Annotated in this window: 23 protein-coding genes; 8 read left to right on the forward strand and 15 right to left on the reverse strand. The window is 63.0% G+C overall.

The features are described 5' to 3' along the window. Positions 1-63: 63 nt before the first annotated feature. From LOY42_RS21775 to LOY42_RS21785, 3 genes are read left to right on the forward strand one after another with little or no spacing between them, the layout of a single operon-like run. Positions 64-657, forward strand: coding sequence for a phosphoheptose isomerase (locus LOY42_RS21775; RefSeq protein ID WP_102682667.1), 594 nt, complete (start codon positions 64-66; stop codon positions 655-657). Beyond that, positions 654-1232: a BON domain-containing protein gene (locus LOY42_RS21780; protein ID WP_102682666.1), complete on the forward strand. Its 579-nt coding sequence runs from the start codon at positions 654-656 to the stop codon at positions 1230-1232. The genes LOY42_RS21775 and LOY42_RS21780 overlap by 4 nt, the downstream gene beginning before the upstream one ends. Positions 1233-1291: 59 nt before the next feature. Next, positions 1292-1510, forward strand: coding sequence for a YgdI/YgdR family lipoprotein (locus LOY42_RS21785; RefSeq protein ID WP_102682665.1), 219 nt, complete (start codon positions 1292-1294; stop codon positions 1508-1510). 56 nt (positions 1511-1566) lie between these two features. Here LOY42_RS21785 and LOY42_RS21790 read toward each other — a convergent pair whose 3' ends face one another. The 7 genes from LOY42_RS21790 to rplM all read right to left on the reverse strand — a co-directional run bounded on the left by LOY42_RS21790 (position 1567) and on the right by rplM (position 6426). After that, positions 1567-1986: a ClpXP protease specificity-enhancing factor gene (locus tag LOY42_RS21790; protein ID WP_102682664.1), complete on the reverse strand. Its 420-nt coding sequence runs from the start codon at positions 1984-1986 to the stop codon at positions 1567-1569. 13 nt (positions 1987-1999) lie between these two features. Then, on the reverse strand, positions 2000-2623 hold the full coding sequence (locus LOY42_RS21795; protein WP_102682663.1) for a glutathione S-transferase N-terminal domain-containing protein: 624 nt from the start codon (positions 2621-2623) through the stop codon (positions 2000-2002). A gap of 118 nt (positions 2624-2741) precedes the next feature. Next, the gene (locus tag LOY42_RS21800; protein ID WP_110700469.1) at positions 2742-3521 is read right to left on the reverse strand and encodes a cytochrome c1; all 780 of its coding nucleotides are present in this window, start codon (positions 3519-3521) and stop codon (positions 2742-2744) included. Further along, positions 3521-4732 carry a cytochrome bc complex cytochrome b subunit gene (locus tag LOY42_RS21805; RefSeq protein WP_023628712.1) on the reverse strand — a complete coding sequence of 404 codons (1212 nt, stop codon included), beginning with the start codon at positions 4730-4732 and terminating at the stop codon, positions 3521-3523. The genes LOY42_RS21800 and LOY42_RS21805 overlap by 1 nt, the downstream gene beginning before the upstream one ends. Beyond that, positions 4732-5325 carry a ubiquinol-cytochrome c reductase iron-sulfur subunit gene (gene petA / locus LOY42_RS21810; protein WP_023628711.1) on the reverse strand — a complete coding sequence of 198 codons (594 nt, stop codon included), beginning with the start codon at positions 5323-5325 and terminating at the stop codon, positions 4732-4734. The genes LOY42_RS21805 and petA overlap by 1 nt, the downstream gene beginning before the upstream one ends. Positions 5326-5590: 265 nt before the next feature. Further along, complete coding sequence (gene rpsI / locus LOY42_RS21815) at positions 5591-5983, reverse strand: 30S ribosomal protein S9 (RefSeq protein ID WP_003260797.1); 393 nt, start codon at positions 5981-5983, stop codon at positions 5591-5593. A gap of 14 nt (positions 5984-5997) precedes the next feature. Then, on the reverse strand, positions 5998-6426 hold the full coding sequence (gene rplM, locus LOY42_RS21820; RefSeq protein ID WP_008097538.1) for a 50S ribosomal protein L13: 429 nt from the start codon (positions 6424-6426) through the stop codon (positions 5998-6000). A 256-nt stretch (positions 6427-6682) separates the two neighbouring features. Between rplM and LOY42_RS21825 the strand changes: the two genes are divergently transcribed. Further along, positions 6683-7723 (forward strand): NADP(H)-dependent aldo-keto reductase, encoded by a 1041-nt coding sequence (locus LOY42_RS21825; RefSeq protein ID WP_094010224.1) that lies wholly within the window; start codon positions 6683-6685, stop codon positions 7721-7723. Positions 7724-7930: 207 nt separating this feature from the next. Beyond that, a complete protein-coding gene (locus LOY42_RS21830) occupies positions 7931-8827 on the forward strand; it encodes a GlxA family transcriptional regulator (protein WP_173862478.1) in 897 nt (298 codons plus the stop codon). A 121-nt stretch (positions 8828-8948) separates the two neighbouring features. Here the strand turns inward: LOY42_RS21830 and zapE are convergent, their stop codons facing one another. The 3 genes from zapE to LOY42_RS21845 all read right to left on the reverse strand — a co-directional run bounded on the left by zapE (position 8949) and on the right by LOY42_RS21845 (position 12140). Next, positions 8949-10043, reverse strand: a complete 1095-nt coding sequence (zapE, locus tag LOY42_RS21835; protein ID WP_258599217.1) for a cell division protein ZapE — start codon at positions 10041-10043, stop codon at positions 8949-8951. An 85-nt stretch (positions 10044-10128) separates the two neighbouring features. After that, positions 10129-11478 (reverse strand): tryptophan--tRNA ligase, encoded by a 1350-nt coding sequence (locus LOY42_RS21840; RefSeq protein ID WP_110700475.1) that lies wholly within the window; start codon positions 11476-11478, stop codon positions 10129-10131. A gap of 26 nt (positions 11479-11504) precedes the next feature. Further along, the gene (locus LOY42_RS21845; protein WP_198754370.1) at positions 11505-12140 is read right to left on the reverse strand and encodes an alpha/beta hydrolase; all 636 of its coding nucleotides are present in this window, start codon (positions 12138-12140) and stop codon (positions 11505-11507) included. Positions 12141-12275: 135 nt separating this feature from the next. On the opposite strand from LOY42_RS21845, the gene LOY42_RS21850 reads away from it, so the two are divergent. Beyond that, positions 12276-12713, forward strand: coding sequence for a YhcB family protein (locus LOY42_RS21850; RefSeq protein ID WP_102685203.1), 438 nt, complete (start codon positions 12276-12278; stop codon positions 12711-12713). A 107-nt stretch (positions 12714-12820) separates the two neighbouring features. On the opposite strand, the gene mdeB is transcribed toward LOY42_RS21850, so the two are convergent. After that, positions 12821-15511: an alpha-ketoglutarate dehydrogenase gene (mdeB, locus tag LOY42_RS21855; RefSeq protein ID WP_258599221.1), complete on the reverse strand. Its 2691-nt coding sequence runs from the start codon at positions 15509-15511 to the stop codon at positions 12821-12823. A 24-nt stretch (positions 15512-15535) separates the two neighbouring features. Then, positions 15536-16732: a methionine gamma-lyase gene (locus tag LOY42_RS21860; RefSeq protein WP_258599223.1), complete on the reverse strand. Its 1197-nt coding sequence runs from the start codon at positions 16730-16732 to the stop codon at positions 15536-15538. Between the two features lie 127 nt (positions 16733-16859). Between LOY42_RS21860 and LOY42_RS21865 the strand changes: the two genes are divergently transcribed. Further along, positions 16860-17339, forward strand: coding sequence for an Lrp/AsnC family transcriptional regulator (locus tag LOY42_RS21865; RefSeq protein ID WP_139668772.1), 480 nt, complete (start codon positions 16860-16862; stop codon positions 17337-17339). 177 nt (positions 17340-17516) lie between these two features. On the opposite strand, the gene cysN is transcribed toward LOY42_RS21865, so the two are convergent. The 3 genes from cysN to LOY42_RS21880 form a co-directional block, all read right to left on the reverse strand. Beyond that, the gene (cysN, locus tag LOY42_RS21870; RefSeq protein ID WP_110700502.1) at positions 17517-19418 is read right to left on the reverse strand and encodes a sulfate adenylyltransferase subunit CysN; all 1902 of its coding nucleotides are present in this window, start codon (positions 19416-19418) and stop codon (positions 17517-17519) included. A 15-nt stretch (positions 19419-19433) separates the two neighbouring features. Further along, the gene (gene cysD / locus LOY42_RS21875; RefSeq protein WP_011535568.1) at positions 19434-20351 is read right to left on the reverse strand and encodes a sulfate adenylyltransferase subunit CysD; all 918 of its coding nucleotides are present in this window, start codon (positions 20349-20351) and stop codon (positions 19434-19436) included. Positions 20352-20521: 170 nt separating this feature from the next. Then, positions 20522-21280, reverse strand: coding sequence for a Nif3-like dinuclear metal center hexameric protein (locus LOY42_RS21880; RefSeq protein WP_139668769.1), 759 nt, complete (start codon positions 21278-21280; stop codon positions 20522-20524). 205 nt (positions 21281-21485) lie between these two features. On the opposite strand from LOY42_RS21880, the gene algW reads away from it, so the two are divergent. Further along, complete coding sequence (gene algW / locus LOY42_RS21885; protein ID WP_102685198.1) at positions 21486-22646, forward strand: Do family serine endopeptidase AlgW; 1161 nt, start codon at positions 21486-21488, stop codon at positions 22644-22646. The last annotated feature ends 159 nt before the right edge of the window (positions 22647-22805 follow it).

The raw sequence follows: 22805 nt of genomic DNA on the forward strand, positions 1-22805 counted from the left end.
TGTTTCGCGGGCTGGTCACTGTTGCGCGTAGCAAAGGCCACCGCCCCTCTTAAGGTCACCCAGATGGACATGCAATCCCGAATTCGCCGGCTGTTCCAGGCCAGCATCGACACCAAGCAACAGGCAATGGACATCCTGGCACCCCACATCGAGCAGGCCAGCCTGGTCATGGTCAATGCCCTGCTCAACGACGGCAAGATGCTCGCGTGCGGCAACGGCGGCTCGGCCGGCGATGCCCAGCACTTCTCCTCGGAGTTGCTCAACCGCTTCGAGCGCGAGCGCCCGAGCCTGCCGGCCGTCGCCCTGACCACCGACAGCTCGACGCTTACCTCGATCGCCAACGACTACAGCTACAACGAAGTCTTCTCCAAGCAGATCCGCGCCCTGGGCCAGCCCGGCGATGTGCTGCTGGCGATCTCCACCAGCGGTAATTCGGCCAACGTGATCCAGGCGATCCAGGCCGCCCATGACCGCGAAATGATTGTCGTCGCCCTGACCGGGCGCGATGGCGGCGGCATGGCCTCGCTGCTGCTGCCCGAGGACGTGGAGATCCGCGTCCCCGCCACGGTCACCGCGCGCATCCAGGAAGTCCACCTGCTGGCGATCCACTGTCTGTGCGACCTGATCGACAGCCAACTGTTCGGGAGTGAAGAATGATCTCCAAGCGTATCGGCCTGATGGCTCTGACCCTGTGCCTCGGCGTATCGGGCTGCAGTTCCGTGCTCACCTCGGCGCGTAACTCGCCTATCGAGGATGACCGCGGCACCCGCACCATCGGCAGCAAGATCGATGACTCGCTGATCGAGACAAAGGTCTCGGTCAACATCGCCAAGGCCAACCCGGAGCTGGACAAGGGCTCGCACATCGTCGTCAGCAGCTACAACGGTGTTGTGCTGCTTGCCGGCCAGACACCCCGCGCCGACCTCAAATCCCTCGCCGAACAGACCGCCGGCCAGGTTCAGCGAGTCAAGAAGGTGCACAACGAGCTGCAGGTGATGCAGCCGTCATCGATCCTGGCGCGCAACAACGACGCCTGGCTGACCACCAAGATCAAGACCCAGATGCTGACCGACGAGAGCGTGCCCAGCTCGCGCATCAAGGTCATCACCGAAAATGGCATCGTCTACCTGCTCGGCCTGGTCAGGCAACAAGAGGCCAACGCCGCCACCAATGTGGTGCAGGGTGTGTCGGGCGTGCAGAAGATCGTCAAGCTGTTCGAATACATCGACTGACAACCCCTCGGCGAGCGTCGGGACGCTCGCCTTTTTCACTCTGATCCAGGAAGTACCCCATGAAGAAGTTTCTGCTGCCCGCCCTGCTGATCGGCACCTTCGCCACCCTGGCCGGCTGCTCCACCCCGAGCGTGATCACCCTCAACGATGGCCGCGAACTGCAGACCACCGACACGCCGCACTTCGACCGCAACTCCGGCTTCTACGAGTTCAAGCAACTGGACGGCAAGCCGACCCGCATCAACAAGGACCAGGTGCAGAGCATCAAGGACCTGTAATTGCGGCAGCCATGAAAAAGGCGATCCCTGCGGATCGCCTTTTTTGTCCCTGCCTGTTACTTCACGACTTTCAGGCTCGGACGACCACTGGGACGCGGCGGCTCGGGCGGACCATCGTCATCCGGCTCGACAACGTCGTCCTCAAGGTCATCCTCGTCCGCGAGTGGCGGCTCCAGCTCGAAGACCATACCCTGGCCATTCTCCCGGGCGTAGATCCCCAGGATGGCGCCGATGGGCACATACAGCGTGTGCGCCACACCACCGAAGCGTCCTTCGAAACTCACCGCCTCGTTGTCCATGTGCAGGCTGCGCACGGCACTGGGAGAGATGTTCAGGACGATCTGGCCATCGCTGGCGAAACCTTGGGGCACCTGAACGGCCGGGTACTCGGCGTTGACCAGCATATGGGGCGTGCAATCGTTGTCGACGATCCACTCGTACAGCGCGCGAACCAGATAGGGGCGACTGGAGTTCATCAACGGCTCCTCTTTAAACCTTGCGCATTTCACGTTCAGTAGCAGACAGGCTCGCCTGGAAAGGCTCGCGGGCGAACTGTCGCTCCATGTAATCCAGCAGCGGCTTGGCCTGCCGCGGCAATTCGATACCCATCACCGGCAAGCGCCAGAGTATGGGCAATAGACAGCAATCGACCAGACTCTGCTCCTCACTCATGAAGCAGGCCATTTCAGCGAACAGCGGGGCCACGCCCGTCAGGCTCTCGCGCAACTCCTTGCGCGCCTGGGTACGTGCCGGCTCGCTGCTGCGCGGATCCAGCACGGTGTCGGCCAGGCTGCACCAGTCGCGCTGGATGCGGTGCATCAGCAGGCGACTGTTGCCGCGGGCCACCGGATAGACCGGCATCAGCGGCGGGTGCGGGTAACGCTCCTCGAGGTACTCCATCACCACGCTCGACTCGTACAGCGCCAGATCGCGATCGACCAGGGTCGGCAAGCTGCCGTAAGGGTTCACTTCGACCAGCTTGGGCGGCAGGCGGTTGGTGTCGACATCGATGATCTGCACCGTGACGCCTTTCTCCGCGAGCACCAGGCGTACCCGATGAGAGTAATGGTCAGCGGGGTCGGAATAGCAGGCTAACCTGTTGGTTGCGCCCATGTAGCGCCTCCTCGCACGGGATGCTTGTAAAAACTGCAAATGAAAACGCGCCCGGGGTGCCCCAGCGACATGACTGGGGCACCCCGGGCGCGTTCAACTACCAGAAACTACTGCGTGATCAGTGCACGTCCTTCCAGTATTCGCGCTTGAGCAAGTAGGCGAACACGAAGAAGAAAGCCAGGTACAGCAACACGTAGGTACCGATGCGCTGGCTTTCCAGTTTGACCGGGTTGGCCGAATAGGCCAGGAAGGTCACCAGGTTCTTGACCTTCTCGTCGAACTGCTCAGCCGTCAGGGTACCGGATTTCTCCTCGACGGTCAGCTGGTCGCACGCTTCATGGGTCAATGGGCTGCCGGTCAGCGGGTCATATTGCTTCTTGCCGTCGACCACACTCTGCACCTGCTTGCAGCCAATCACCTGGTTGCCCTGCAGGCCAACCAGCACGTTAGGCATGCCGACGTTGGGGAAGACCTTGTTGTTTACCCCGTATGGCCGCGACTTGTCTTCATAGAAACTGCGCAGGTAGGTGTACAACCAATCGTTGCCACGCACCCGGGCAACCAGGGTGAGGTCGGGCGGCGCAGCGCCGAACCAGGTCTTGGCATCATTGGGCTGCATGCCGATCTTCATGTGGTCGCCGATCTTGGCGCCAGTGAACACCAGGTTTTCGAGCATCAGCTCGTGGGGGATCCCCAGGTCGTCGGCGACACGCTCGTATCGCTGGAACTTGGCACTATGGCACCCCATGCAATAGTTGGCGAAGGTGCGTGCGCCATCCTGCATCGCGGCCTTGTCGGTCAGGTCGATATCGACCTTGTCCAGCTCCAGGCCGTGTTCGGCGGCGAACGAAAGGCCAGGCATCAATGCCAGCAAGCATACTGCAATAAACTTTTTCATCAGCCAGTCACCCTTTCCGGAACCGGTTTGGTCTTCTCGAGCCTTGTGTAGAACGGCATCAGCAGGAAGTAGGCGAAGTACAACACCGTGCACACCTGCGACAGCAAGGTACGCCCCGGGGTCGGCGCCAGCACGCCCAGCACGCCAAGGATGACGAAGGCCACGCAGAACACCAGCAACCAGATCTTGCTCAGCCAGCCCTTGTAGCGCATCGAGCGCACCGGACTGCGGTCAAGCCAGGGCAACACGAACAGCACCGCGATTGCCGCGCCCATGGCAATCACCCCGAACAGCTTGTCGGGCACCGCGCGCAGAATCGCGTAGAACGGCGTGAAGTACCAGACAGGGGCGATATGCTCAGGGGTCTTGAAGGCGTTGGCCTGTTCGAAGTTCGGTTTTTCCAGGAAGTAGCCACCCATTTCCGGGAAGAAGAACACCACGGCACAGAACACGAAGAGGAACACCACCACACCGGCGATATCCTTGACGGTGTAGTACGGGTGGAACGGGATGCCATCCAGCGGGATGCCGTTCTCGTCCTTTTTCTTCTTGATGTCCACGCCATCGGGGTTGTTCGAACCCACTTCGTGCAGCGCCAGGATGTGCAGCACCACCAGGCCCAGGATCACGATAGGCAGGGCCACCACGTGCAGGGCGAAGAAGCGGTTCAGGGTGATGCCGGAGATCAGGTAGTCACCACGGATCCACTGGGTCAGGTCATCACCGATTACCGGGATCGCACCGAAAAGCGAGATGATCACCTGGGCACCCCAGTAAGACATCTGCCCCCAGGGCAGCAGGTAGCCCATGAACGCCTCGGCCATCAACGCCAGGTAGATCAGCATGCCGAACAACCAGACCAGCTCGCGCGGCTTCTGGTAGGAGCCGTAGAGCAGCCCGCGGAACATGTGCAGGTAGACCACGATAAAGAACGCCGAGGCGCCGGTGGAGTGCAGGTAGCGCAGGATCCAGCCGTACTCGACGTCGCGCATGATGTACTCGACCGAGGCGAAGGCCTCTTCCGCCGAGGGGGTGAAACTCATGGTCAGCCACACGCCGGTGACGATCTGGTTGACCAGCACCAGCAACGCCAGGGAGCCGAAGAAGTACAGGAAGTTGAAGTTCTTGGGCGCGTAATACTTGCTTAGATGGTCTTCCCACATTTTCGTCGCGGGGAAGCGCGCATCGATCCACTCCATGAACTTGCTCATCATGCGTTCTCCTGATCGACGCCGATGACGATGATTTCGTCCGACTCGTACGAGTGCGGTGGCACTGGCAGGTTGAGAGGCGCCGGCTGGGATTTGTAGACGCGCCCGGCCAGGTCGTAGTGCGAACCGTGGCAGGGGCAGAAATAGCCACCGACCCACTTCGGCCCCAGGTCAGCCGGGGCAACTTCAGGGCGGAAGGTTGGCGAGCAACCCAGGTGCGTGCACAGACCTACCAGGATGAGAATCTCGGGCTTGATCGAGCGAACTTGCGGGTCGACGTAGGTCGGCTGCACTGACGCCTTGGATTCAGGATCGGACAGCTCACCGGTGATCTTTTTCAGATTACCGAGGATCTCCTCCGTTCGCCGCACGATGAATACAGGTTGCCCCCGCCATTCAGCTACCATCTGCTGACCGGGCTCGACCTTGGCGATATTGACCTTCACCGGTGCCCCTGCGGCTTTCGCCTTGGCACTGGGAAACCATGACCCCACGAACGGTACCGCTGCCCCCACTGCCCCCGCTGCCCCGACCACGGATGTCGCGGCTACGAGGAAGCGGCGCCGGCCTGCGTTGACGCCGTCATTGCTCATTCAGTCCTCTCCCATCAGCTTGCTTGGCCTGTTTGAACAGGCATCTACTTAGGTACGTCTGTGGCACTAAAAATTGGCCGCAATGGTAAGGAACAAATCCACACGCTGACAAGGTGATTACCCGCTCGTCGGGCTACTACCCTCGCTTTGCTTGATCTGCGTCTATGCGACAAACGGCCACGGACTAGCAGACAGGTTAGTTGAAGACATAAAAAAAGCCCGGTTCCAAAAAGGAACCGGGCTTTTTTCGACTGCCGAAGCGGTATTAACGCTTGGAGTACTGAGGACGCTTACGCGCTTTACGCAGACCCACTTTCTTACGCTCAACTTCACGAGCGTCGCGGGTGACGTAGCCAGCACGACGCAGAGCGCCACGCAGGGTTTCGTCGTATTCCATCAGGGCGCGGGTGATGCCGTGGCGGATTGCACCGGCCTGACCGCTGACACCACCACCGGAAACGGTGACGTAGATGTCGAACTTCTCAACGGTTTCGGTCAGTTCCAGCGGCTGGCGAACAACCATGCGAGCGGTTTCGCGGCCGAAGAACACGTCCAGAGAACGGTTGTTGATGGAGATGTTACCGGTACCTGGACGCAGGAAAACGCGAGCGGTTGCGGTCTTGCGACGGCCAGTGCCGTAGTTTTGAGTCGCCGACATAATGAACTATCCCGTTAGATCTTCAGTTCTTGAGGCTGCTGAGCAGTGTGTGGGTGAGCAGCACCCGCGTACACTTTCAGCTTGCGGTACATGTCGCGACCCAGCGGGTTCTTCGGCAGCATGCCTTTGACCGCGGTTTCGATAACACGCTCAGGGGCCTTGGCGATCAACTTCTCGAAGTTGATTTCCTTGATACCGCCCGGGAAGCCGGAGTGGGAGTAGTACATCTTGTCGGAAGACTTGGCACCAGTCACACGGATCTGCTCGGCGTTGATGACGACGATGTAGTCGCCGGTGTCAACGTGAGGGGTGTATTCTGGCTTGTGCTTGCCACGCAGGCGGCTAGCGATTTCGGTAGCCAGACGACCCAGGGTCTGACCAGCGGCGTCGACTACGAACCACTCGCGCTTTACTGTTTCCGGTTTAGCAGTAAAAGTTTTCATTCTCTAAAGCCTCAGAGGCCGCCCAGCGAAAAATAGACGGCGAATCTTACTGGATAGTGCACAGCTTGCCAAGGGCAAGCGCGCAGCCGAACGCTGACGCTTTTGGGGGCTCGGGTCGGGCACGCCAATGTTCGACAAGGGTTCCCTGCATGGTGGTGCATCACTTCCGCCACACGGAGAGGGGCAGAATTATCCAGATTGCAGGAAAAATTTCAACCTGCTTTTATGGACTTCTTTGTCACGGAGCACCTTCCCGATGGAATACCGCAAGCTCGGTCGTACCGACCTCGATGTCAGCGCCCTGTGCCTGGGCACCATGACCTGGGGTGAACAGAACACCCAGGACCAGGCCTTCGCCCAGATCGCCCTGGCCAAGGCCAGCGGCATCAACTTCATCGACACCGCCGAGATGTACCCGGTGCCACCGCGCCCGGAGACCTACGCCGCCACCGAACGCATCATCGGCAACTGGTTCGCCGCCAACGGCGACCGTGACGACTGGATCCTCGCCAGCAAGGTCGCCGGCCCCGGCAACGGCATCAGCCACATCCGTGACGGCCAGCTCAAGCACAACCGCCAGCACATCGTCGCCGCGCTGGACGAGAGCCTCAAGCGCCTGCAGACCGACCGCATCGACCTCTACCAGTTGCACTGGCCCGAGCGCAGCACCAACTTCTTCGGCAAGCTCGGCTACCAGCACCTGCCCCAGGACATCTTCACCCCGCTGGAGGAAACCCTGGAGGTGCTCGATGAACAGGTACGCGCCGGCAAGATCCGCCACATCGGCCTGTCCAACGAAACCCCGTGGGGCACCCTGAAATTCCTGCACCTGGCCGAAACCCGCGGCTGGCCCCGCGCGGTGTCGATCCAGAACCCCTACAACCTGCTCAACCGCAGCTTCGAGGTGGGCCTGGCAGAGGTGGCAATCCGCGAGCAGTGCGGTTTGCTGGCCTATTCGCCGCTGGCCTTCGGCATGCTGTCGGGCAAGTACGAAAACGGCGCCCGCCCGGAACACGCCCGCCTGACCCTGTTCAGCCGCTTTGCCCGCTATTCCAATCCGCAGACCGTGGCCGCCTGCGGCCGCTATGTGCAGCTGGCCCGCGAACACGGGCTGGACCCGGCGCAGATGGCGCTGGCGTTCGTGACCCGGCAGCCGTTCGTGACCAGCAACATCATCGGCGCGACGAACCTCGAGCAACTGCGCAGCAATATCGACAGCCAGGCGTTGAATCTGGGCGATGAACTGCTGGCGGCAATCGAGGCGGTCCATCAGGAGCAGCCAAACCCCGCGCCTTGATGCAACGCAGGCGCTGCACTGCTCTTTCGTGGGGTAGACACAATCGCCAAAAAATAAGACGATCCAGCCGGTGATTGACCACTCTACCCTATAAGAACAATGACAATGATGTTTACCCAACCCCCGGCGTCGCTGCGGCGCGTCAGCATCCTGGCCGTTGATAAAGTGTTCGCTTCGACACTGATGCAGGCCAAGGACTTCTTCCACCTGGCCAGCCTGCGCTACAGCAAGCAGCTGGGCCTGGGCCTGCAACCGATGTTCGAGATCGGCCTGGTGAGCCCGGACGGTTTGCCCGTGGACAGCTTCAGCAACGTGCAGTTGCCGGTCGACAGCGGCTTGAACGATGCCGACGTGATCATCCTGCCGGCCTTCTGGGACGATTTCGACAATCTGCTGCAACGCTACCCGCAGGTGCTGCCCTGGCTGCGCGAGCAGCATGCCCGTGGCGCGGTGCTATGCGCCGAGGCCAGCGGCGTGTTCTGGCTGGCCGAGTCGGGGCTGCTCGACGGCAAGGAGGCGACCACCTACTGGCGCTTCTTCAGCAGCTTCGCCGAGCGCTTCCCGAAGATCCGCCTGAACCAGGACAAGCACCTGACCGACGCCGACAATCTCTACTGCGCCGGTGGCACCACCTCGGCCTGCGACCTGTACATCTACCTGATCGAACGCTTCTGTGGCGCCAACGTGGCCCGCGCGGTGGCCCGCGACATCCTCTACGAGGTGCAGCGCAGCTATACCCCGGGGCGCATGGGCTTCGGCGGCCAGAAGCTTCACCAGGACCTGATCATCCTGCAGATCCAGCACTGGCTCGAAGAGCACTTCGCCGACAAGTTCCGCTTCGAGGATGTGGCGCGCAACCACGGCATGAGCATCCGCAATTTCATGCGCCGCTTCCAGAGTGCCACCGGCGACAAGCCCCTGCACTACCTGCAGCGCCTGCGCATCGAGACCGCCAAGGGCCTGCTGTCGAGCACGCGCAAGAGCATAAAGACGATCAGCTACGAGGTGGGCTACGACGACGCGAGTTTCTTCGCCCGGCTGTTCCGCCAGCACACGGAGTTGTCGCCGAACCAGTATCGCCAGCAGTTCATGCAAGAGGCCTGAATACGACAAGGGCCGCTTCGCGCCCCATCGCCGGCAAGCCGGCTCCCACAAGTTACGTACTGATCTTGTGGGAGCCGGCTTGCCGGCGATGGGGCGCGAAGCGGCCCCGTTTCATCAGCCCTTAAGGCTTGTGCGCCCGCGACAGGAACTCGTGGGACTGCATCTCCAGCAGACGGCTGAGCGTACGCTGGAACTCGAAACTCAGGCGCCCGCCGGTATACAGGTCCTTGAGCTCTACCTCGGCCGAGATGATCAGCTTCACGTTGCGGTCGTAGAACTCGTCGACCATGTTGATGAAGCGCCGGGCGATGTCATCGGTGGTCACACCCATCTGCTCGACATTGCTCAGCAGCACGGCATGGAAGATCTTGCCCAGTTCGATGTAGTCGTTCTGGCTGCGCGGCCCGTCGCACAGGGCACGGAAATCGAACCAGGCGACGTCGTCGCAGGTGCGCAAGGCATGGATCTCGCGGTTCTCGATCATCAGCACGTCGTTCTCGACGGCCTGGGTGCACTCTGGGGTCAACGCCTTGAAGCTGGCGCGCAGGCTTTCATGCGCCGCAGCGTCGAGCGGGAAGTGGAACAGCTCGGCCTGCTCCAGGTGACGCAGGCGATAGTCCACGCCGCTGTCGACGTTCACCACATCGGTGTACTGCTTGATCATGGCGATCGCCGGCAGGAAGCGCGCGCGCTGCAGGCCGTCCTTGTACAGGCCGTCCGGAACGATGTTGGAAGTGGCCACCAGCGACACGCCGTTCTTGAACAGCTCTTCCATCAGGGTGCCGAGGATCATGGCATCGGTGATATCGGAGACGAAGAACTCGTCGAAGCAGATCACCTTGGCCTCGTCGCTGAAGCGCTTGGCGATGCTGGTCAGCGGGTTCTTCTCACCCTTTAGGGTCTTCATCTCCTCGTGGACGCGCTTCATGAAGCGGTGGAAGTGCGTGCGCATCTTCTGCTTGAACGGCAGCGCTTCATAAAAGGTGTCGACCAGGTAGGTCTTGCCCCGGCCCACGCCGCCCCAGAAGTACAGGCCCTTGACCGGCGTCTGCTCCTTCTTGCCGAACAGCTTGCCGAACACCCCCGGCTTGTTGTTCTGCGCCTGCACCAGGTCGTCGTACAGGCGCTGCAGGTGACGCACCGCAGTTTCCTGCGCCGCGTCATGGAAGAAGTCGGGGCGTTTCAGATCGGCTTGGTATCGTTCTAGGGGCGTCATGATTTCGTTAGCGAGGCAACAAAAAACGGGCCGTCACTGTAGCGACCGGCCCGCTTAATGGCAATCAGACTTGCGTCAAAGTGACTCAGTCCGCCTGTGGCGCCAGGGCCTCGCGCAGGCTGGTGATGGCCGCGTCACGGGCCTCGGCGGCCTCAAACTGCGGCCCGTCGGCAACTTGCTCACCGTTCAGCCAGAGCGAGAAGCCCAGGCCCTCGACACGCACGTCGGCATCGCCGCCCTGCTGTAGCTGCTTGCTCACCGCCCCCGCGCTCTTGCCATCGGCGAAGCTGCGCGACAGCAGCAATTGCTCGCCATCGGCGGCCAGCAGGCGGAAGCGGAAGCTGCCATCCTCGTCACGGAAGCTGACGAAGCGGGCGCTTTTGGCGGCCTTCTTCTTCACCTCGGTGCTGGCCTGCACGGTGGTGCGGAACGAACGCAGGCCAACAGCCTCGCGCAGTTGCTCGAGGAACGGCGTGGCGATCTTGCGGGCCTTGGCGGCGCCGGCCAGGAGGATGTCCTCAAGGTCCGACGGGCGCGAGATCAGCTGGTGATAGTGCTCGCGCTTTTCGGCCAACTGACCATCGAGCAGCTGGAACAGGCGCTGCTTGGCATCGCCCCAGCCCAGGCCCTGCAGCAGCTCTTCGCGGAACTCGGCGCATTGGGCCGGCGTGGAGAAGGCCTGGAACAGGGTGAACAGGTGCGAATTGTCCGGATCCTTGGCCTCGCCGGGGGCCTTGGAGTCGGTGACGATGCGCGAGATCGCATCCTTCATGTCCTTGGCGCTGGTGAACAGCGGGATGGTGTTGTCGTAGCTCTTGGACATCTTGCGACCGTCCAGGCCCGGGAGCGTGGCCACGCTCTCCTCGATCACCGCCTCGGGCAGGGCAAAGAAGTCCTTGCCCTGGCCGAACAGGTGGTTGAAGCGCTGGCCGATGTCGCGGGCCATTTCCACGTGCTGGATCTGGTCGCGACCGACCGGCACCTTGTTGGCATTGAACATCAGGATGTCGGCGGCCATCAGCACCGGGTAGCTGAACAGGCCCATGGTCACGCCGGCGTCCGGGTCTTCGCCGGCCTCGACGTTCTTGTCCACCGACGCCTTGTAGGCGTGGGCACGGTTGAGCAGGCCCTTGGCGGCGACACAGGTCAGCAACCAGGTCAGCTCCGGGATCTCGGGGATGTCCGACTGGCGATAGAAGGTCACCTTGGCCGGGTCCAGGCCACCGGCCAGCCAGGTGGCGGCGATCTCCAGGCGCGAACGCTGGATGCGCTGCGGGTCGTCGCACTTGATCAGGGCATGGTAGTCGGCCAGGAAGTAGAACGAGTCGGCACCGGGCTGCTGGCTGGCGAGAATGGCCGGGCGGATGGCGCCGGCGTAGTTGCCCAGGTGCGGGGTGCCGGTGGTGGTGATACCGGTGAGGATGCGCGTGGTCATGGGGGTTCGCTTATTTCAGGCTTGGCTCAGTTCGAAAGGCGCGGCAGCAGCAGATCCTTCAGATCGGTCAGCTTGCCATGGAAAAAGTGTCCGCATTCTGCCACTTTCAGCAGCTCGTGGGGGCGCGACAGGGCGGCGGACCAATCGTAGACCAGTTGCGGATCGACCACCTCGTCGGTGTCCGGCTGCACGACGGTCAGCGCAACGCGCTTGGGCAGCGGGAACTGCGCGTTCAGGCGCATCACCGCCGGGGCGATCATGAACAGCTGTTGCAGCTCGACACCCGCCGCCTCCAGGCGACCGGCCAGGCTGGCGGCAACGAAGCCGCCGAAGGAGAAGCCCATCAGCACCAAGGGCAGCTCAGGATGCTGCTGGCGCAGCCAGGCTGCGGCAGCCTCGGCATCCGCCACCTCGCCAGCGCCCATGTCGTGGCTGCCGGCGCTCTGGCCAACGCCGCGGTAGTTGAAGCGCAGGGTGACGTAACCGGCATCACGGGCGGTACGCTGCAGGGTCGAGACCACCTTGTTGAGCATGGTGCCGCCCTGGACCGGGTTGGGGTGGCAGATCAGCACCGCGCCACGGGCATCGGCCACGTCCAGGTACAACGCCTCAAGCTGGCCGATCGGGCCATCGATGAACAAGGGGGTTTCGCGGATAAGCAAGGTACTACTCCGTGACCTCGTGAAGGGTCGACTCGTCTAGCAAAGGAATTCTGTTCTGATTTGCGATCGCTCGCGGTATACAGCGCAGGTCTGAGCCGTTAACGTAAAGCAAAGCCGTTTATAGAGGAAGGACTCGTGGAACACTCGCTCCTTGTTTGGTTGCTGCCGACCCTGGCCCTGGTTGTCGGTGTCGTCGTCGGTTTCGCGCTGGCCCGCCTGCTGCCCAACGCGGCACCGAGCAATACCCAACGCCAGCTGGATGACATCCAGCAGCGCTTCGACAATTACCAGAACGAAGTGGTGACCCACTTCAACAGCACCGCATCGCTGGTCAAGAAACTGACCCAGAGCTACCAGGACGTGCAGGATCACCTGGCCGAGGGCGCCAACCGCCTGGCCCTGGACGAGCTGACCCGCCAACGCCTGCTGGCCGCGCTGCACTCCGAAGCCGCGCAAGGCCCGCGTGATCGCCTGACGCCGCCGAAGGATACCGCCGAAGTACCACGCGACTACGCACCGAAGTCGCCGAACTCGCCGGGCATGCTCGATGAGAGCTACGGGCTCAAGCGCTGAATCGATGACATGAAAAAGGCCTCGCAAGAGGCCTTTTTTGTGGGAAGTCGCAAACGGGATCTGCGTGGGAGCGGGCTTGCCCCGCGATTAAGCCGGCCCAGACCTCGTCAGCGATACCAGGCCGCCCCCTCCTCGCCGATGCCATAAAGCGCCCGCGCCTGCGCCAGCACATCCGCCGGCATCACGCCCTGACATACCAGCCCGTACAACGCTGCCAGCACTACGGCATACCGGTCCACCTCGAAAAACCGTCGCAACTGCTGGCGGGTATCGCTGCGCCCGAAACCATCGGTGCCCAGGGTGGTATAGGGCGCCTGCACATACTCGGCGATCAACTGCGGCCAGGCACGCACATAGTCGCTGGCCGCGATCACCGGGGCGTCGCCGGGCAGGCAACGACGCACATGGCAATTCACCTGCTCCCCGGCTATTGCCAGGCGTTGCGCATCCCTGGCCCCACGCGCCAGTTCGCTGAAGCTGGTGACGCTGAACACCTCGCTGTCGACCTGCCAGTCATTGGCCAGCAACTCACCGGCAGCGATCACCTCGCGCAGGATGGTGCCCGAACCCAACAAGCGCACCTGGCCACGGGGAGCGGCCGAGGAATGCCGGGCAAACCGGTACATGCCCCGCAGTACATCGTCGTGCATGTCTTCGGGCAACGACGGTTGCGGGTAGTTTTCATTCATCACCGCCACATAGTGGAACTCGTCCTGCTGCTCCACCAGCATGCGTCGCGCGGCATGGTCGAGGATCACCGCCAGCTCGCCGGCAAAGCATGGGTCCCAGGCCCGGCAGTTGGGCACCGTCGCGGCCATGACCAGGCTCGATCCGTCCTGGTGCTGAAGCCCCTCGCCACCCAGCGTGGTGCGCCCCGCGGTAGCACCCAGCAACAGGCCTCGGGCGCGCTGGTCGGCGGCGGCCCAGATCAGGTCGCCGACCCGCTGGAAGCCGAACATCGAGTAATAGATGTACACCGGCAGCATCGGCTCGCCATGCACCGCGTAGGCGGTGGCTGCCGCGACCCATGAGGAGATCGCCCCGGCCTCGGTGATGCCCTCCTCCAGCAGTTGGCCATCCCGCGCCTCCTTGTAGACCAGCAGCGAGCCCGCGTCCTCCGGTTCGTAGCGTTGCCCGTGGGGCGAATAGATGCCGATCTGGCGGAACAGGCTGGCCATGCCGAAGGTGCGCGCCTCGTCGGCGACGATCGGCACCACCCGCGGCCCCAACCCAGGCGCCTTCAGCCAGTTGCCCAGCAAGCGCACGGCGGCCATGGTGGTGGACATCTCCTTGCCCTCGGCGTGCAGGGCGAAACCGCCGAACGCCTCCAGTTCCGGCACGGGCAAGGTGGCGCAGTCGTTGCGGCGCAGCGGCAACGGCCCACCCAGTGCCTGGCGGCGCTGGCGCAGATAGACCATCTCTGGACTGTCCTCGGCCGGGCGATAGAAACGCAGTTGCTCCACCGCCTCATCCGACAACGGCAAATGGAAACGATCGCGGAAGGCCAGCAGCGCCTGCACATCGAGTTTCTTGGCCTGGTGCGCGGTCATCCGCGACTCGCCGGCACTGCTCATGCCATAGCCTTTCTTGGTCTTGGCCAGGATCACCGTCGGCCGGCCCTTGCACGTCCTGGCGGCGGCATAGGCGGCATGCAGCTTGCGAAAATCATGACCACCGCGCTTGAGGGCGTTGATCTCTTCGGCGCTCATATGCGCCACCAGGCGCTGCAAAGCCGGGTTCTGCTTGAAGAAGTGTTCGAGGTTGTAGCTGCCGTCCTTGGCACCGAGGGTCTGGAACTGCCCGTCGGGTGTCGCCGCCAACTGACGCAGCAGCGCATGTTCATGATCGCGGGCGAACAGTGCGTCCCACTCCGAGCCCCACAGCACCTTGATCACGTTCCAGCCGGCGCCGCTGAACAACGCTTCGAGTTCCTGGATGATCTGGCCATTGCCGCGTACCGGGCCGTCCAGGCGCTGCAGGTTGCAGTTGACGATGAAGGTCAGGTTGTCCAGGCCTTCACGGGCAGCCAGGGTCAGGCCGGCAGTCGACTCCGGCTCGTCCATCTCGCCATCGCCGAACACACCCCAGACATGCCGGCCAGAGGTGTCGAGCAACCCGCGATGTTGCAGGTAACGCATGAAGCGCGCCTGATAGATCGCACTGAGCGGGCCAATGCCCATCGAACCGGTGGGGAACTGCCAGAAGTGCGGCATCAGCCAAGGGTGCGGATAGGAGCACAACCCGTTGCCGGCGACCTCCTGGCGGTAGTTGGCCAGCTGTTCCTCGCTCAGGCGCCCTTCAAGAAATGCGCGGGCATAGACACCCGGCGCCGAGTGCGGCTGGAAGAACACCAGGTCGCCGCTGCGTTGCACGCCACCGCCCTCGCCGCGAAAGAAATACTGGAAGCCGACCTCGAAGATTTCCGCCGCCGAGGCGTAGCTGGCGATATGCCCGCCCAGCTCGCCATAGGCATGATTGGCCCGTACCACCATGGCCAGGGCGTTCCAGCGCAGGATGCCGGTAATACGCTCGTCCAGCTCGAGATCGCCGGGATAAGCACCCTGCTGTTCCACCGGCACGGTGTTGCGGTAGGCCGAGAAGGCCTGGGCCTCGCGCTCCAGGCCCAGCTCGAGGGCATGGGCCTGCAGGCGCTGCAGCAGGTAGCGGGCCCGCGTCGGGCCGCAGTGGGCCAGGGTCGAGGCCAGCGCCTCGCACCACTCGGCGGTTTCCGCTGGGTCGCTGTCCAGGGCGGCATCAAGGGCCGTCAACGGCTCGTTCGGGTTCATCATCGCTACCATCGCGCAGGCCTCGTCCGTGGCGGTTCAGGCACAGGCCTTCAGGGCCTGGGCAATGTCGGCAAGCAGGTCATCGATGTCTTCCAGCCCCACCGACAAGCGCACCAGCCCTTCCGAGATGCCATGCTCGGCACGCTGCTGTTGGGTATAGCTGGAATGGGTCATGCTCGCCGGGTGCTGGGCCAACGACTCGGCATCGCCCAGGCTCACCGCGCGGCTGAACAGCTGCAGGGCGTTCATGAAACGGCGCCCGGCTTCGATCCCGCCCTTCAGCTCGAAGGCAATCATCCCGCCCGGCAGGCGCATCTGCCGCTGGGCCAGCGCGTACTGCGGGAAGGATGGCAAGCCTGGGTAATGCAGCAACTCGACCTGCGGCTGCTGCGCCAGGAACTCGGCCACCTGCTGGGCATTGGCGCAGTGACGGTCCATGCGCAGGGCCAGGGTCTTGATGCCGCGCATCAACAGCGAGGCATCGTGGGGCGAGAGCACGGCGCCGGTCATGTCCTTGAGCCCTTCCAGGCGGATGCGGTCGATCAGCGCCTTGCGCCCCACCACCAGGCCGGCGGTGATATCACCATGCCCGGACAGGTATTTGGTGGCCGAGTGCACCACCAGGTCGACGCCCAGTTCCAGCGGGCGCTGCAGGTAGGGCGTGCAGTAGGTGTTGTCGACCACGATGCTCAGGTCATGGCCCTGTGCAGCCTCGACCACCGCGGCGATATCCACCAGTTGCATATTGGGGTTGGCCGGCGTCTCGAAGTAGATCATCCGCGTCTTCGCGGTGATCGCGGCCTTCAGTGCCGGAATGTCGTTGAGGTCGACATGGCGGATCTTCACGCCGAATTCGCCGATGCCGTGGTGCAAATAGGCGAAGGTGCAGCCGTACAGGGTGCTGCCGACAATCAGCTCGTCACCCGGGCGTAGCAGGGTCCATAGCGTGGCGGTGATGGCGCCCATGCCGGAGGCAAGCGCCAGCCCGGCCTCGCCCCCTTCCAGGGAGGCCATGCGCTGTTCCAGCAGGCCCAGGGTCGGGTTGGAAATGCGGCTGTAGAAATGCCCCGGCTCTTCGCCGGCAAAGCAGGCGGCGCCGTACTCGACAGTGGGAAACGCATAGGTGGCGGTCTGGTAGACCGGCGGTACCAGGGCGCCGCCGTGGGACAGCGGATCATAGCCATGGTGGATGGCCCGCGTGGAGAAACCGGTGTTGTTGTTGGAGTCGCGCATGGCAACAGTCTCTTGTGGTTTGTTATAAGCTTATGCCACCAAGCTGCCGCGCTTTTTCCAAACTTGCCCACGCAATCGGGCATGTTTTGAAAGAAAAACAACAAAAATTGAAGATGGAGGGCAAGATATGCCTTCAGCGCTCGACCGTACCGACCGCGCCCTGCTCGCTGCCCTGCAGGACAACGCCCGCCTGACCGTTTCCGAACTCGCCGACCAGGTCGCCCTGACCACCTCGCCCTGCTGGCGGCGGGTCAAGTTGCTCGAGGACAACGGCTACATCACCGGCTACCAGGCCATTCTTTCGCCCAAGTCGCTGGGCTTCGGGGTGACCGCGTTCGTCAGCATCATGATGGACTCGCACACCAAGGAAATGGCCCAGGCGTTCGAGAAACGGCTGATGGAGATCCCCGAGATCGTCGCCTGCCACAATATCTCCGGACGCTATGATTTTTTGCTGGAGATCCTGGCGCGGGACCTGGAATCGTTTGGCGAATTCACCCGCGAGGTGCTGCAGCGGTTGCCGGGGGTGAAGGAGATCTATTCGAGCTTTTCGTACAAGGCGGTGAAAGAGCGACGGGTGATTCCCGTTTCCGAAACGCATATCTAGGGCCGCCCTGCGGCCCATCGCCGCGGTTCGTCGCCACGACAAGCCGGCTCCCACACCGACCGCGCTGACCTGAAACCCTGCGCCATCCTGTGGGAGCTGGCTTGCCAGCGATGGGCTGCAAAGCAGCCCTAAATGAAAAAACCCGCCGAAGCGGGGTTTTTCACATCAGGCCATCAATCAGATCGCCCCACGCTGACGCAGCACATCCAGCACCAGCTTCACGCCTTCATCGACGCTGACCGACTGGGTGTCGATCACCAGGTCCGCATCCAGCGGCACATCGAACGGGAAGCTCTCGCCCGGGATGTTGTCGCCACCGGCGGCATACAGGCCCTGCGGGTCACGCTCGCGGCACACCAGCGGCGAAGCCTGGACGTACACGGTCACCAGGCGCTCCTTGCCGATCAGCGCCCTCGCCTGCTCGCGGCCTTCGGCGTCCGGCGCGACGAACGCGGCCAGTGTCAGCAGACCGGCTTCGTTGAACTGGCGCGCCACATGGGCGGCGCGGCGCCAGTTCTCGGTGCGCCCGGCGCGGTCCTGCGGCAGGCCCTTGTTCAGGTCGTGACGCAGGTTCTGGCCGTCGAGCACGTAGACTGCACGGCCCATGTCGAACAGCTTGCGCTCCACGGCGTAGGCCAGGGTGCTCTTGCCGGCGCCCGACAGGCCGCTGAACAGTACGGTGGCCGGTTGCTGGCCGAAACGCAGGGCGCGCTCTTCGGTGGACACATGAGCCAACTTGCCGTGTTGGCCAGTGCCACCGTGCGGCAGAACCGGCGGGGCAATGATCATGCCGGCACCGACGGTGCCGTTGGTCAGGCGGTCAATGACGATGAATGCGCCGGTGGTGCGGTTGCTCTCGTAACCGTCCAGGGCGATGGCGCTGTCCAGGGCGACCTTGACCCGGCCGATCTCGTTGAGTTGCAGCGCGCTGGCCGCGCCCTGCTCCAGGGTGTTCACATCGACCTTGTGGGTGATGCTGGCGATCGAACCCGGCACATAGCTGGTAGCGCGCTTGATATCGTACTTCTTGCCCGGGAGCATTGGCTCCTCGGCCATCCACACCAGCATGGCGTCGAACTGGTCGGCCACCGTTGGAACATTGTCGGCATGCACCAGCAGGTCGCCACGGGAGATGTCGATCTCGTCTTCCATGGTAAGGGTCACCGCCTGGCCAGGCCCGGCGTTCTCCAGTTCACCTTCATAGGTGACGATGGACTTGACCCGGCTGCTCTTGCCCGACGGCAGCACGACGATCTCGTCGCCCTTGTGCACCACGCCACCGGCGATGGTGCCGGCAAAACCGCGGAAGTTGAGGTTCGGGCGGTTGACGTACTGCACCGGGAAACGCAGGTCGGTGACATTGCGGTCGGCGGCGATCTCGACAGTCTCGAGGATCTCCATCAACGCCGGGCCCGTGTACCACGGCGAACGCTCGCTGCGGTTGACCACGTTGTCGCCCTTGAGCGCCGACATTGGCACGAAGTGCAGGCTGCTCGGCTTGAGGTCGATGCCCTCGGCGAACTTCAGGTAGTCGGCCTTGATCGACTCGAAGACCTGCTCGTCGAAGCCCTTGAGGTCCATCTTGTTGACCGCGACGACGATGTGCTTGATGCCCAGCAGCGATGCGATGTAGCTGTGCCGGCGGGTCTGGGTCTGCACGCCGTAGCGGGCGTCGACCAGAATGATCGCCAGGTCGCAGGTCGAGGCACCGGTGGCCATGTTGCGGGTGTACTGCTCGTGGCCCGGAGTGTCGGCGATGATGAACTTGCGCTTGGCGGTGGAGAAGTAGCGGTAGGCGACATCGATGGTGATGCCCTGCTCGCGCTCGGCCTGCAAGCCGTCGACCAGCAGTGCCAGGTCGACTTCCTCGCCGGTGGTGCCGGACTTCTTCGAGTCACGGGTGATGGCCTCGAGGTGGTCCTCGTAGATCATCTTCGAATCGTGCAGCAGGCGCCCGATCAGGGTGCTCTTGCCGTCGTCCACGTTGCCGCAGGTGAGGAAGCGCAACAGCTCTTTGCGCTCGTGCTGGGCCAGGTAGGCGAGGATGTCCTCGCTGATCAGATCAGATTGGTGCGACATGCTGGAACCCTGAAATTAGAAGTAGCCTTGGCGTTTTTTGTCTTCCATGGAGCCGGCGCCATCGTGGTCGATGACACGGCCCTGGCGTTCGGACGTCCGGGTCAGGAGCATTTCCTGGATGATGTCCGTCAGGGTCTCGGCTTCGGACTCGACCGCCCCCGTCAGCGGGTAGCAGCCCAGGGTACGGAAACGCACTTTCTTCTTGACGATGCGCGCCTTCTCCTCGTCGCTCAGGTGCTCGAGGATGCGCTCGTCGTCGATCATGATCAGGGTGCCGTTCTTCTCGATTACTTCACGCTCGGCGGCGAAGTACAGCGGCACGATCGGGATGCCTTCGAGGTAGATGTACTGCCAGATGTCCAGCTCGGTCCAGTTCGACAGCGGGAACACGCGGATCGACTCGCCCTTGTTGACCTTGCCGTTGTAGATGTTCCACAGCTCCGGGCGCTGGTTCTTCGGGTCCCAGCGGTGCTTGCTGTCACGGAACGAGTAGACGCGCTCCTTGGCGCGGGACTTCTCTTCGTCGCGGCGCGCGCCACCGAAGGCGGCATCGAAGCCATGCTTGTCCAGCGCCTGCTTCAGGCCCTGGGTCTTCATGATGTCGGTATGCTTGGAGCTGCCATGGGTGAACGGGTTGATGCCCTGCGCCACACCCTCGGGGTTGACGTGGGTGATCAGCTCCAGGCCCATCTCTTCGACCATCTTGTCGCGGAAACGGTACATCTCCTGGAACTTCCACTGGGTATCGACGTGCATCACCGGGAACGGCAGCTTGCCCGGGAAGAACGCCTTGCGCGCCAGGTGCAGCATGACCGCGGAATCCTTGCCGATCGAATACAGCATCACCGGGTTGTCGAACTCGGCGGCCACCTCGCGGATGATGTGGATGCTCTCCGCCTCCAGCTGTTTCAAGTGCGTCAGATTGTCGACCATGGCTACTCACGAAAAACGATCTTATGGACGGCCTGCGGGCCGTGTTCGAGCGAGCCACTTTATCACAGCACCTGATTCTATTTAGGCGGGTGGCTAGATCGAAAAGGTCTAATGATATGACTGGGGGTTTGGGCAAAAAAGCGTCGCGGGGCAAGCCCGCGATGAGGCCGTCAGATCGGATTCGGGCAATCGATGAACAGGTGCTCCAGGGCAAAGCGACGCGCCAGGTAATCGCCCAGCGCCTGCACGCCGTAGCGCTCTGTTGCGTGGTGACCGGCGGCGATGAAGCTGATGCCGTTCTCGCGGGCACTGTGGAAGGTCTGCTCCGACGCCTCGCCACTGAGGAACAGGTCGACTCCGGCGGCGATGGCGGTGTCGATGTAGCCCTGCCCGCCCCCGGTGCACCAGCCGACCCGGCGGATCGTCTGCTCACCCTCGATGAGCAGCGGCTCACGCCCCAGTGCCTCCTGCACGCGGCGGGCGAAATCCCGCGCCGATACCGGCTCGGCCAGCGAACCGACCAGGCCGACCACCTTGGGATTGTCGGGGTCCAACGGGCCTTCGACGGTGATGTCCAGCTGGCGCGCCAGCTGCACGTTGTTGCCCACCTCCGGGTGCACGTCCAGCGGCAGGTGGAAGGCCAGCAGGCTGATGTCGTGCTTGAGCAGGGTCTTCAAGCGTCGCTGCTTGATACCGGTGATGCAGGGGTTTTCGCCCTTCCAGAAATAGCCATGGTGCACCAGCACCAGGTCGGCCTCGGCCTCGACCGCGGCGTCCAGCAGCGCCTGGCTGGCGGTCACGCCGCTGACGATGCGGCTGACCTGGGGACGGCCTTCGACCTGCAGGCCGTTGGGGCAGTAATCCTGGATCCTGGCGCTGGCCAGGTAGCGCTCGGCTTCCTCGACCAGGATATTGAGGGCGACGGCCATGAAAAATCTCCTCGAATTCGGCATTGCGACGGGCGTCAGGCCCTATAATGGCCGCCATTATGGGCCGTCGCCGGCGTGGGGGAAACCGCCGGCAGGCGCTCGGGGTGTCCGGCCATCGCCGTTCGGTATCTTCAGGTGTATGATCGCGCCCGCTCGCGCCCCGGGCCCATAGACACGGCCCCCGTCCCACTCCCAGGATCGATTCATGCTCAAGGCTCTGCGTTACTTCGGCTGGCCCCTGCTCACCGGTGTGCTGATCGCCATGCTGGTCATCCAGCGCTTCCCCGAATGGGTCGGCCTGCCCAGCCAGGACGTCAACCTGCAACAAGCCCCACAAACCACCAAGCTCATGCAGGGGCCGGTCTCCTATGCCGATGCCGTGACCCTGGCCGCGCCCGCAGTGGTCAATCTCTATACCACCAAAGTGGTGAACAAGAGCGCCCACCCGCTGTTCGAGGACCCGCAGTTCCGCCGCTTCTTCGGCGACAACCTGCCCAAGCAGCGCCGTTGGGAGTCGAGCCTCGGCTCGGCGGTAATCATGAGCCCGGAAGGCTACCTGCTGACCAACAACCACGTCACCAGCGGCGCCGACCAGATCGTCGTGGCCCTCAAGGATGGCCGCGAGACCCTCGCCCGGGTGATCGGCAGCGACCCGGAAACCGACCTGGCAGTACTGAAGATCGACCTCAAGAGCCTGCCGGCGATCACCATCGGCCGCTCCGACAGCATCCATATCGGTGACGTGACCCTGGCCATCGGCAACCCCTTTGGTGTCGGTCAGACCGTGACCATGGGCATCATCAGCGCCACCGGCCGCAACCAGCTGGGCCTCAACAACTACGAAGACTTCATCCAGACCGACGCGGCGATCAACCCGGGCAACTCCGGCGGTGCGCTGGTGGATGCCAACGGCAACCTGGTGGGCATCAATACCGCGATCTTCTCCAAGTCCGGTGGTTCGCAAGGTATCGGCTTCGCCATCCCGGTCAAGCTGGCATTGGAGGTGATGAAGTCGATTATCGAGCATGGCCAGGTGATCCGTGGCTGGCTGGGCATCGAAGTGCAGCCGCTGAGCCAGGAACTGGCCGAATCGTTTGGCATGCAGGGGCGCCCGGGAATCGTGGTCGCCGGTATTTTCCGCGACGGGCCGGCGGCACGTGCGGGGCTACAACTGGGCGATGTGATCATGAGTATCAACGGCGAGCCCGCCGGTGACGGGCGCAAGTCGATGAACCAGGTGGCGCGGATCAAGCCGACCGACAAGATCAGCATCGAAGTGATGCGCAATGGTCAGCAGATCAAGCTGATCGCCGAGGTGGGCCTGCGGCCACCACCAGCGCCGGTGGCCGCCAAGGAAGAGAAGTAAGGCTACAGGTGTGGGGCCGCTCAGCGGCCCCTTTACCGCGTCACGTAGCCACGACAAGCCGGCTCCCAAAGTTGCTATAGGCCTGATTGATGTGGGAGCAACTGCCCTGTTTCGTTTGCAAGGGCCTCATCGCTGGCAAGCCAGCTCCCACAGGGACGG

The organism is Pseudomonas sp. B21-023 (assembly GCF_024749165.1).
Classification (GTDB): Bacteria; Pseudomonadota; Gammaproteobacteria; order Pseudomonadales; family Pseudomonadaceae; genus Aquipseudomonas.

Coding starts and splice junctions, on each gene's coding strand:
- LOY42_RS21775 (WP_102682667.1), top strand. CDS start 64: ATGGACATGCAATCCCGAATTCGCCGGCTGTTCCAGGCCAGCATCGAC.
- LOY42_RS21780 (WP_102682666.1), top strand. CDS start 654: ATGATCTCCAAGCGTATCGGCCTGATGGCTCTGACCCTGTGCCTCGGC.
- LOY42_RS21785 (WP_102682665.1), top strand. CDS start 1,292: ATGAAGAAGTTTCTGCTGCCCGCCCTGCTGATCGGCACCTTCGCCACC.
- LOY42_RS21790 (WP_102682664.1), bottom strand. CDS start 1,986: ATGAACTCCAGTCGCCCCTATCTGGTTCGCGCGCTGTACGAGTGGATC.
- LOY42_RS21795 (WP_102682663.1), bottom strand. CDS start 2,623: ATGGGCGCAACCAACAGGTTAGCCTGCTATTCCGACCCCGCTGACCAT.
- LOY42_RS21800 (WP_110700469.1), bottom strand. CDS start 3,521: ATGAAAAAGTTTATTGCAGTATGCTTGCTGGCATTGATGCCTGGCCTT.
- LOY42_RS21805 (WP_023628712.1), bottom strand. CDS start 4,732: ATGAGCAAGTTCATGGAGTGGATCGATGCGCGCTTCCCCGCGACGAAA.
- petA (WP_023628711.1), bottom strand. CDS start 5,325: ATGAGCAATGACGGCGTCAACGCAGGCCGGCGCCGCTTCCTCGTAGCC.
- rpsI (WP_003260797.1), bottom strand. CDS start 5,983: ATGTCGGCGACTCAAAACTACGGCACTGGCCGTCGCAAGACCGCAACC.
- rplM (WP_008097538.1), bottom strand. CDS start 6,426: ATGAAAACTTTTACTGCTAAACCGGAAACAGTAAAGCGCGAGTGGTTC.
- LOY42_RS21825 (WP_094010224.1), top strand. CDS start 6,683: ATGGAATACCGCAAGCTCGGTCGTACCGACCTCGATGTCAGCGCCCTG.
- zapE (WP_258599217.1), bottom strand. CDS start 10,043: ATGACGCCCCTAGAACGATACCAAGCCGATCTGAAACGCCCCGACTTC.
- LOY42_RS21840 (WP_110700475.1), bottom strand. CDS start 11,478: ATGACCACGCGCATCCTCACCGGTATCACCACCACCGGCACCCCGCAC.
- mdeB (WP_258599221.1), bottom strand. CDS start 15,511: ATGGTAGCGATGATGAACCCGAACGAGCCGTTGACGGCCCTTGATGCC.
- LOY42_RS21860 (WP_258599223.1), bottom strand. CDS start 16,732: ATGCGCGACTCCAACAACAACACCGGTTTCTCCACGCGGGCCATCCAC.
- LOY42_RS21865 (WP_139668772.1), top strand. CDS start 16,860: ATGCCTTCAGCGCTCGACCGTACCGACCGCGCCCTGCTCGCTGCCCTG.
- cysN (WP_110700502.1), bottom strand. CDS start 19,418: ATGTCGCACCAATCTGATCTGATCAGCGAGGACATCCTCGCCTACCTG.
- cysD (WP_011535568.1), bottom strand. CDS start 20,351: ATGGTCGACAATCTGACGCACTTGAAACAGCTGGAGGCGGAGAGCATC.
- LOY42_RS21880 (WP_139668769.1), bottom strand. CDS start 21,280: ATGGCCGTCGCCCTCAATATCCTGGTCGAGGAAGCCGAGCGCTACCTG.
- algW (WP_102685198.1), top strand. CDS start 21,486: ATGCTCAAGGCTCTGCGTTACTTCGGCTGGCCCCTGCTCACCGGTGTG.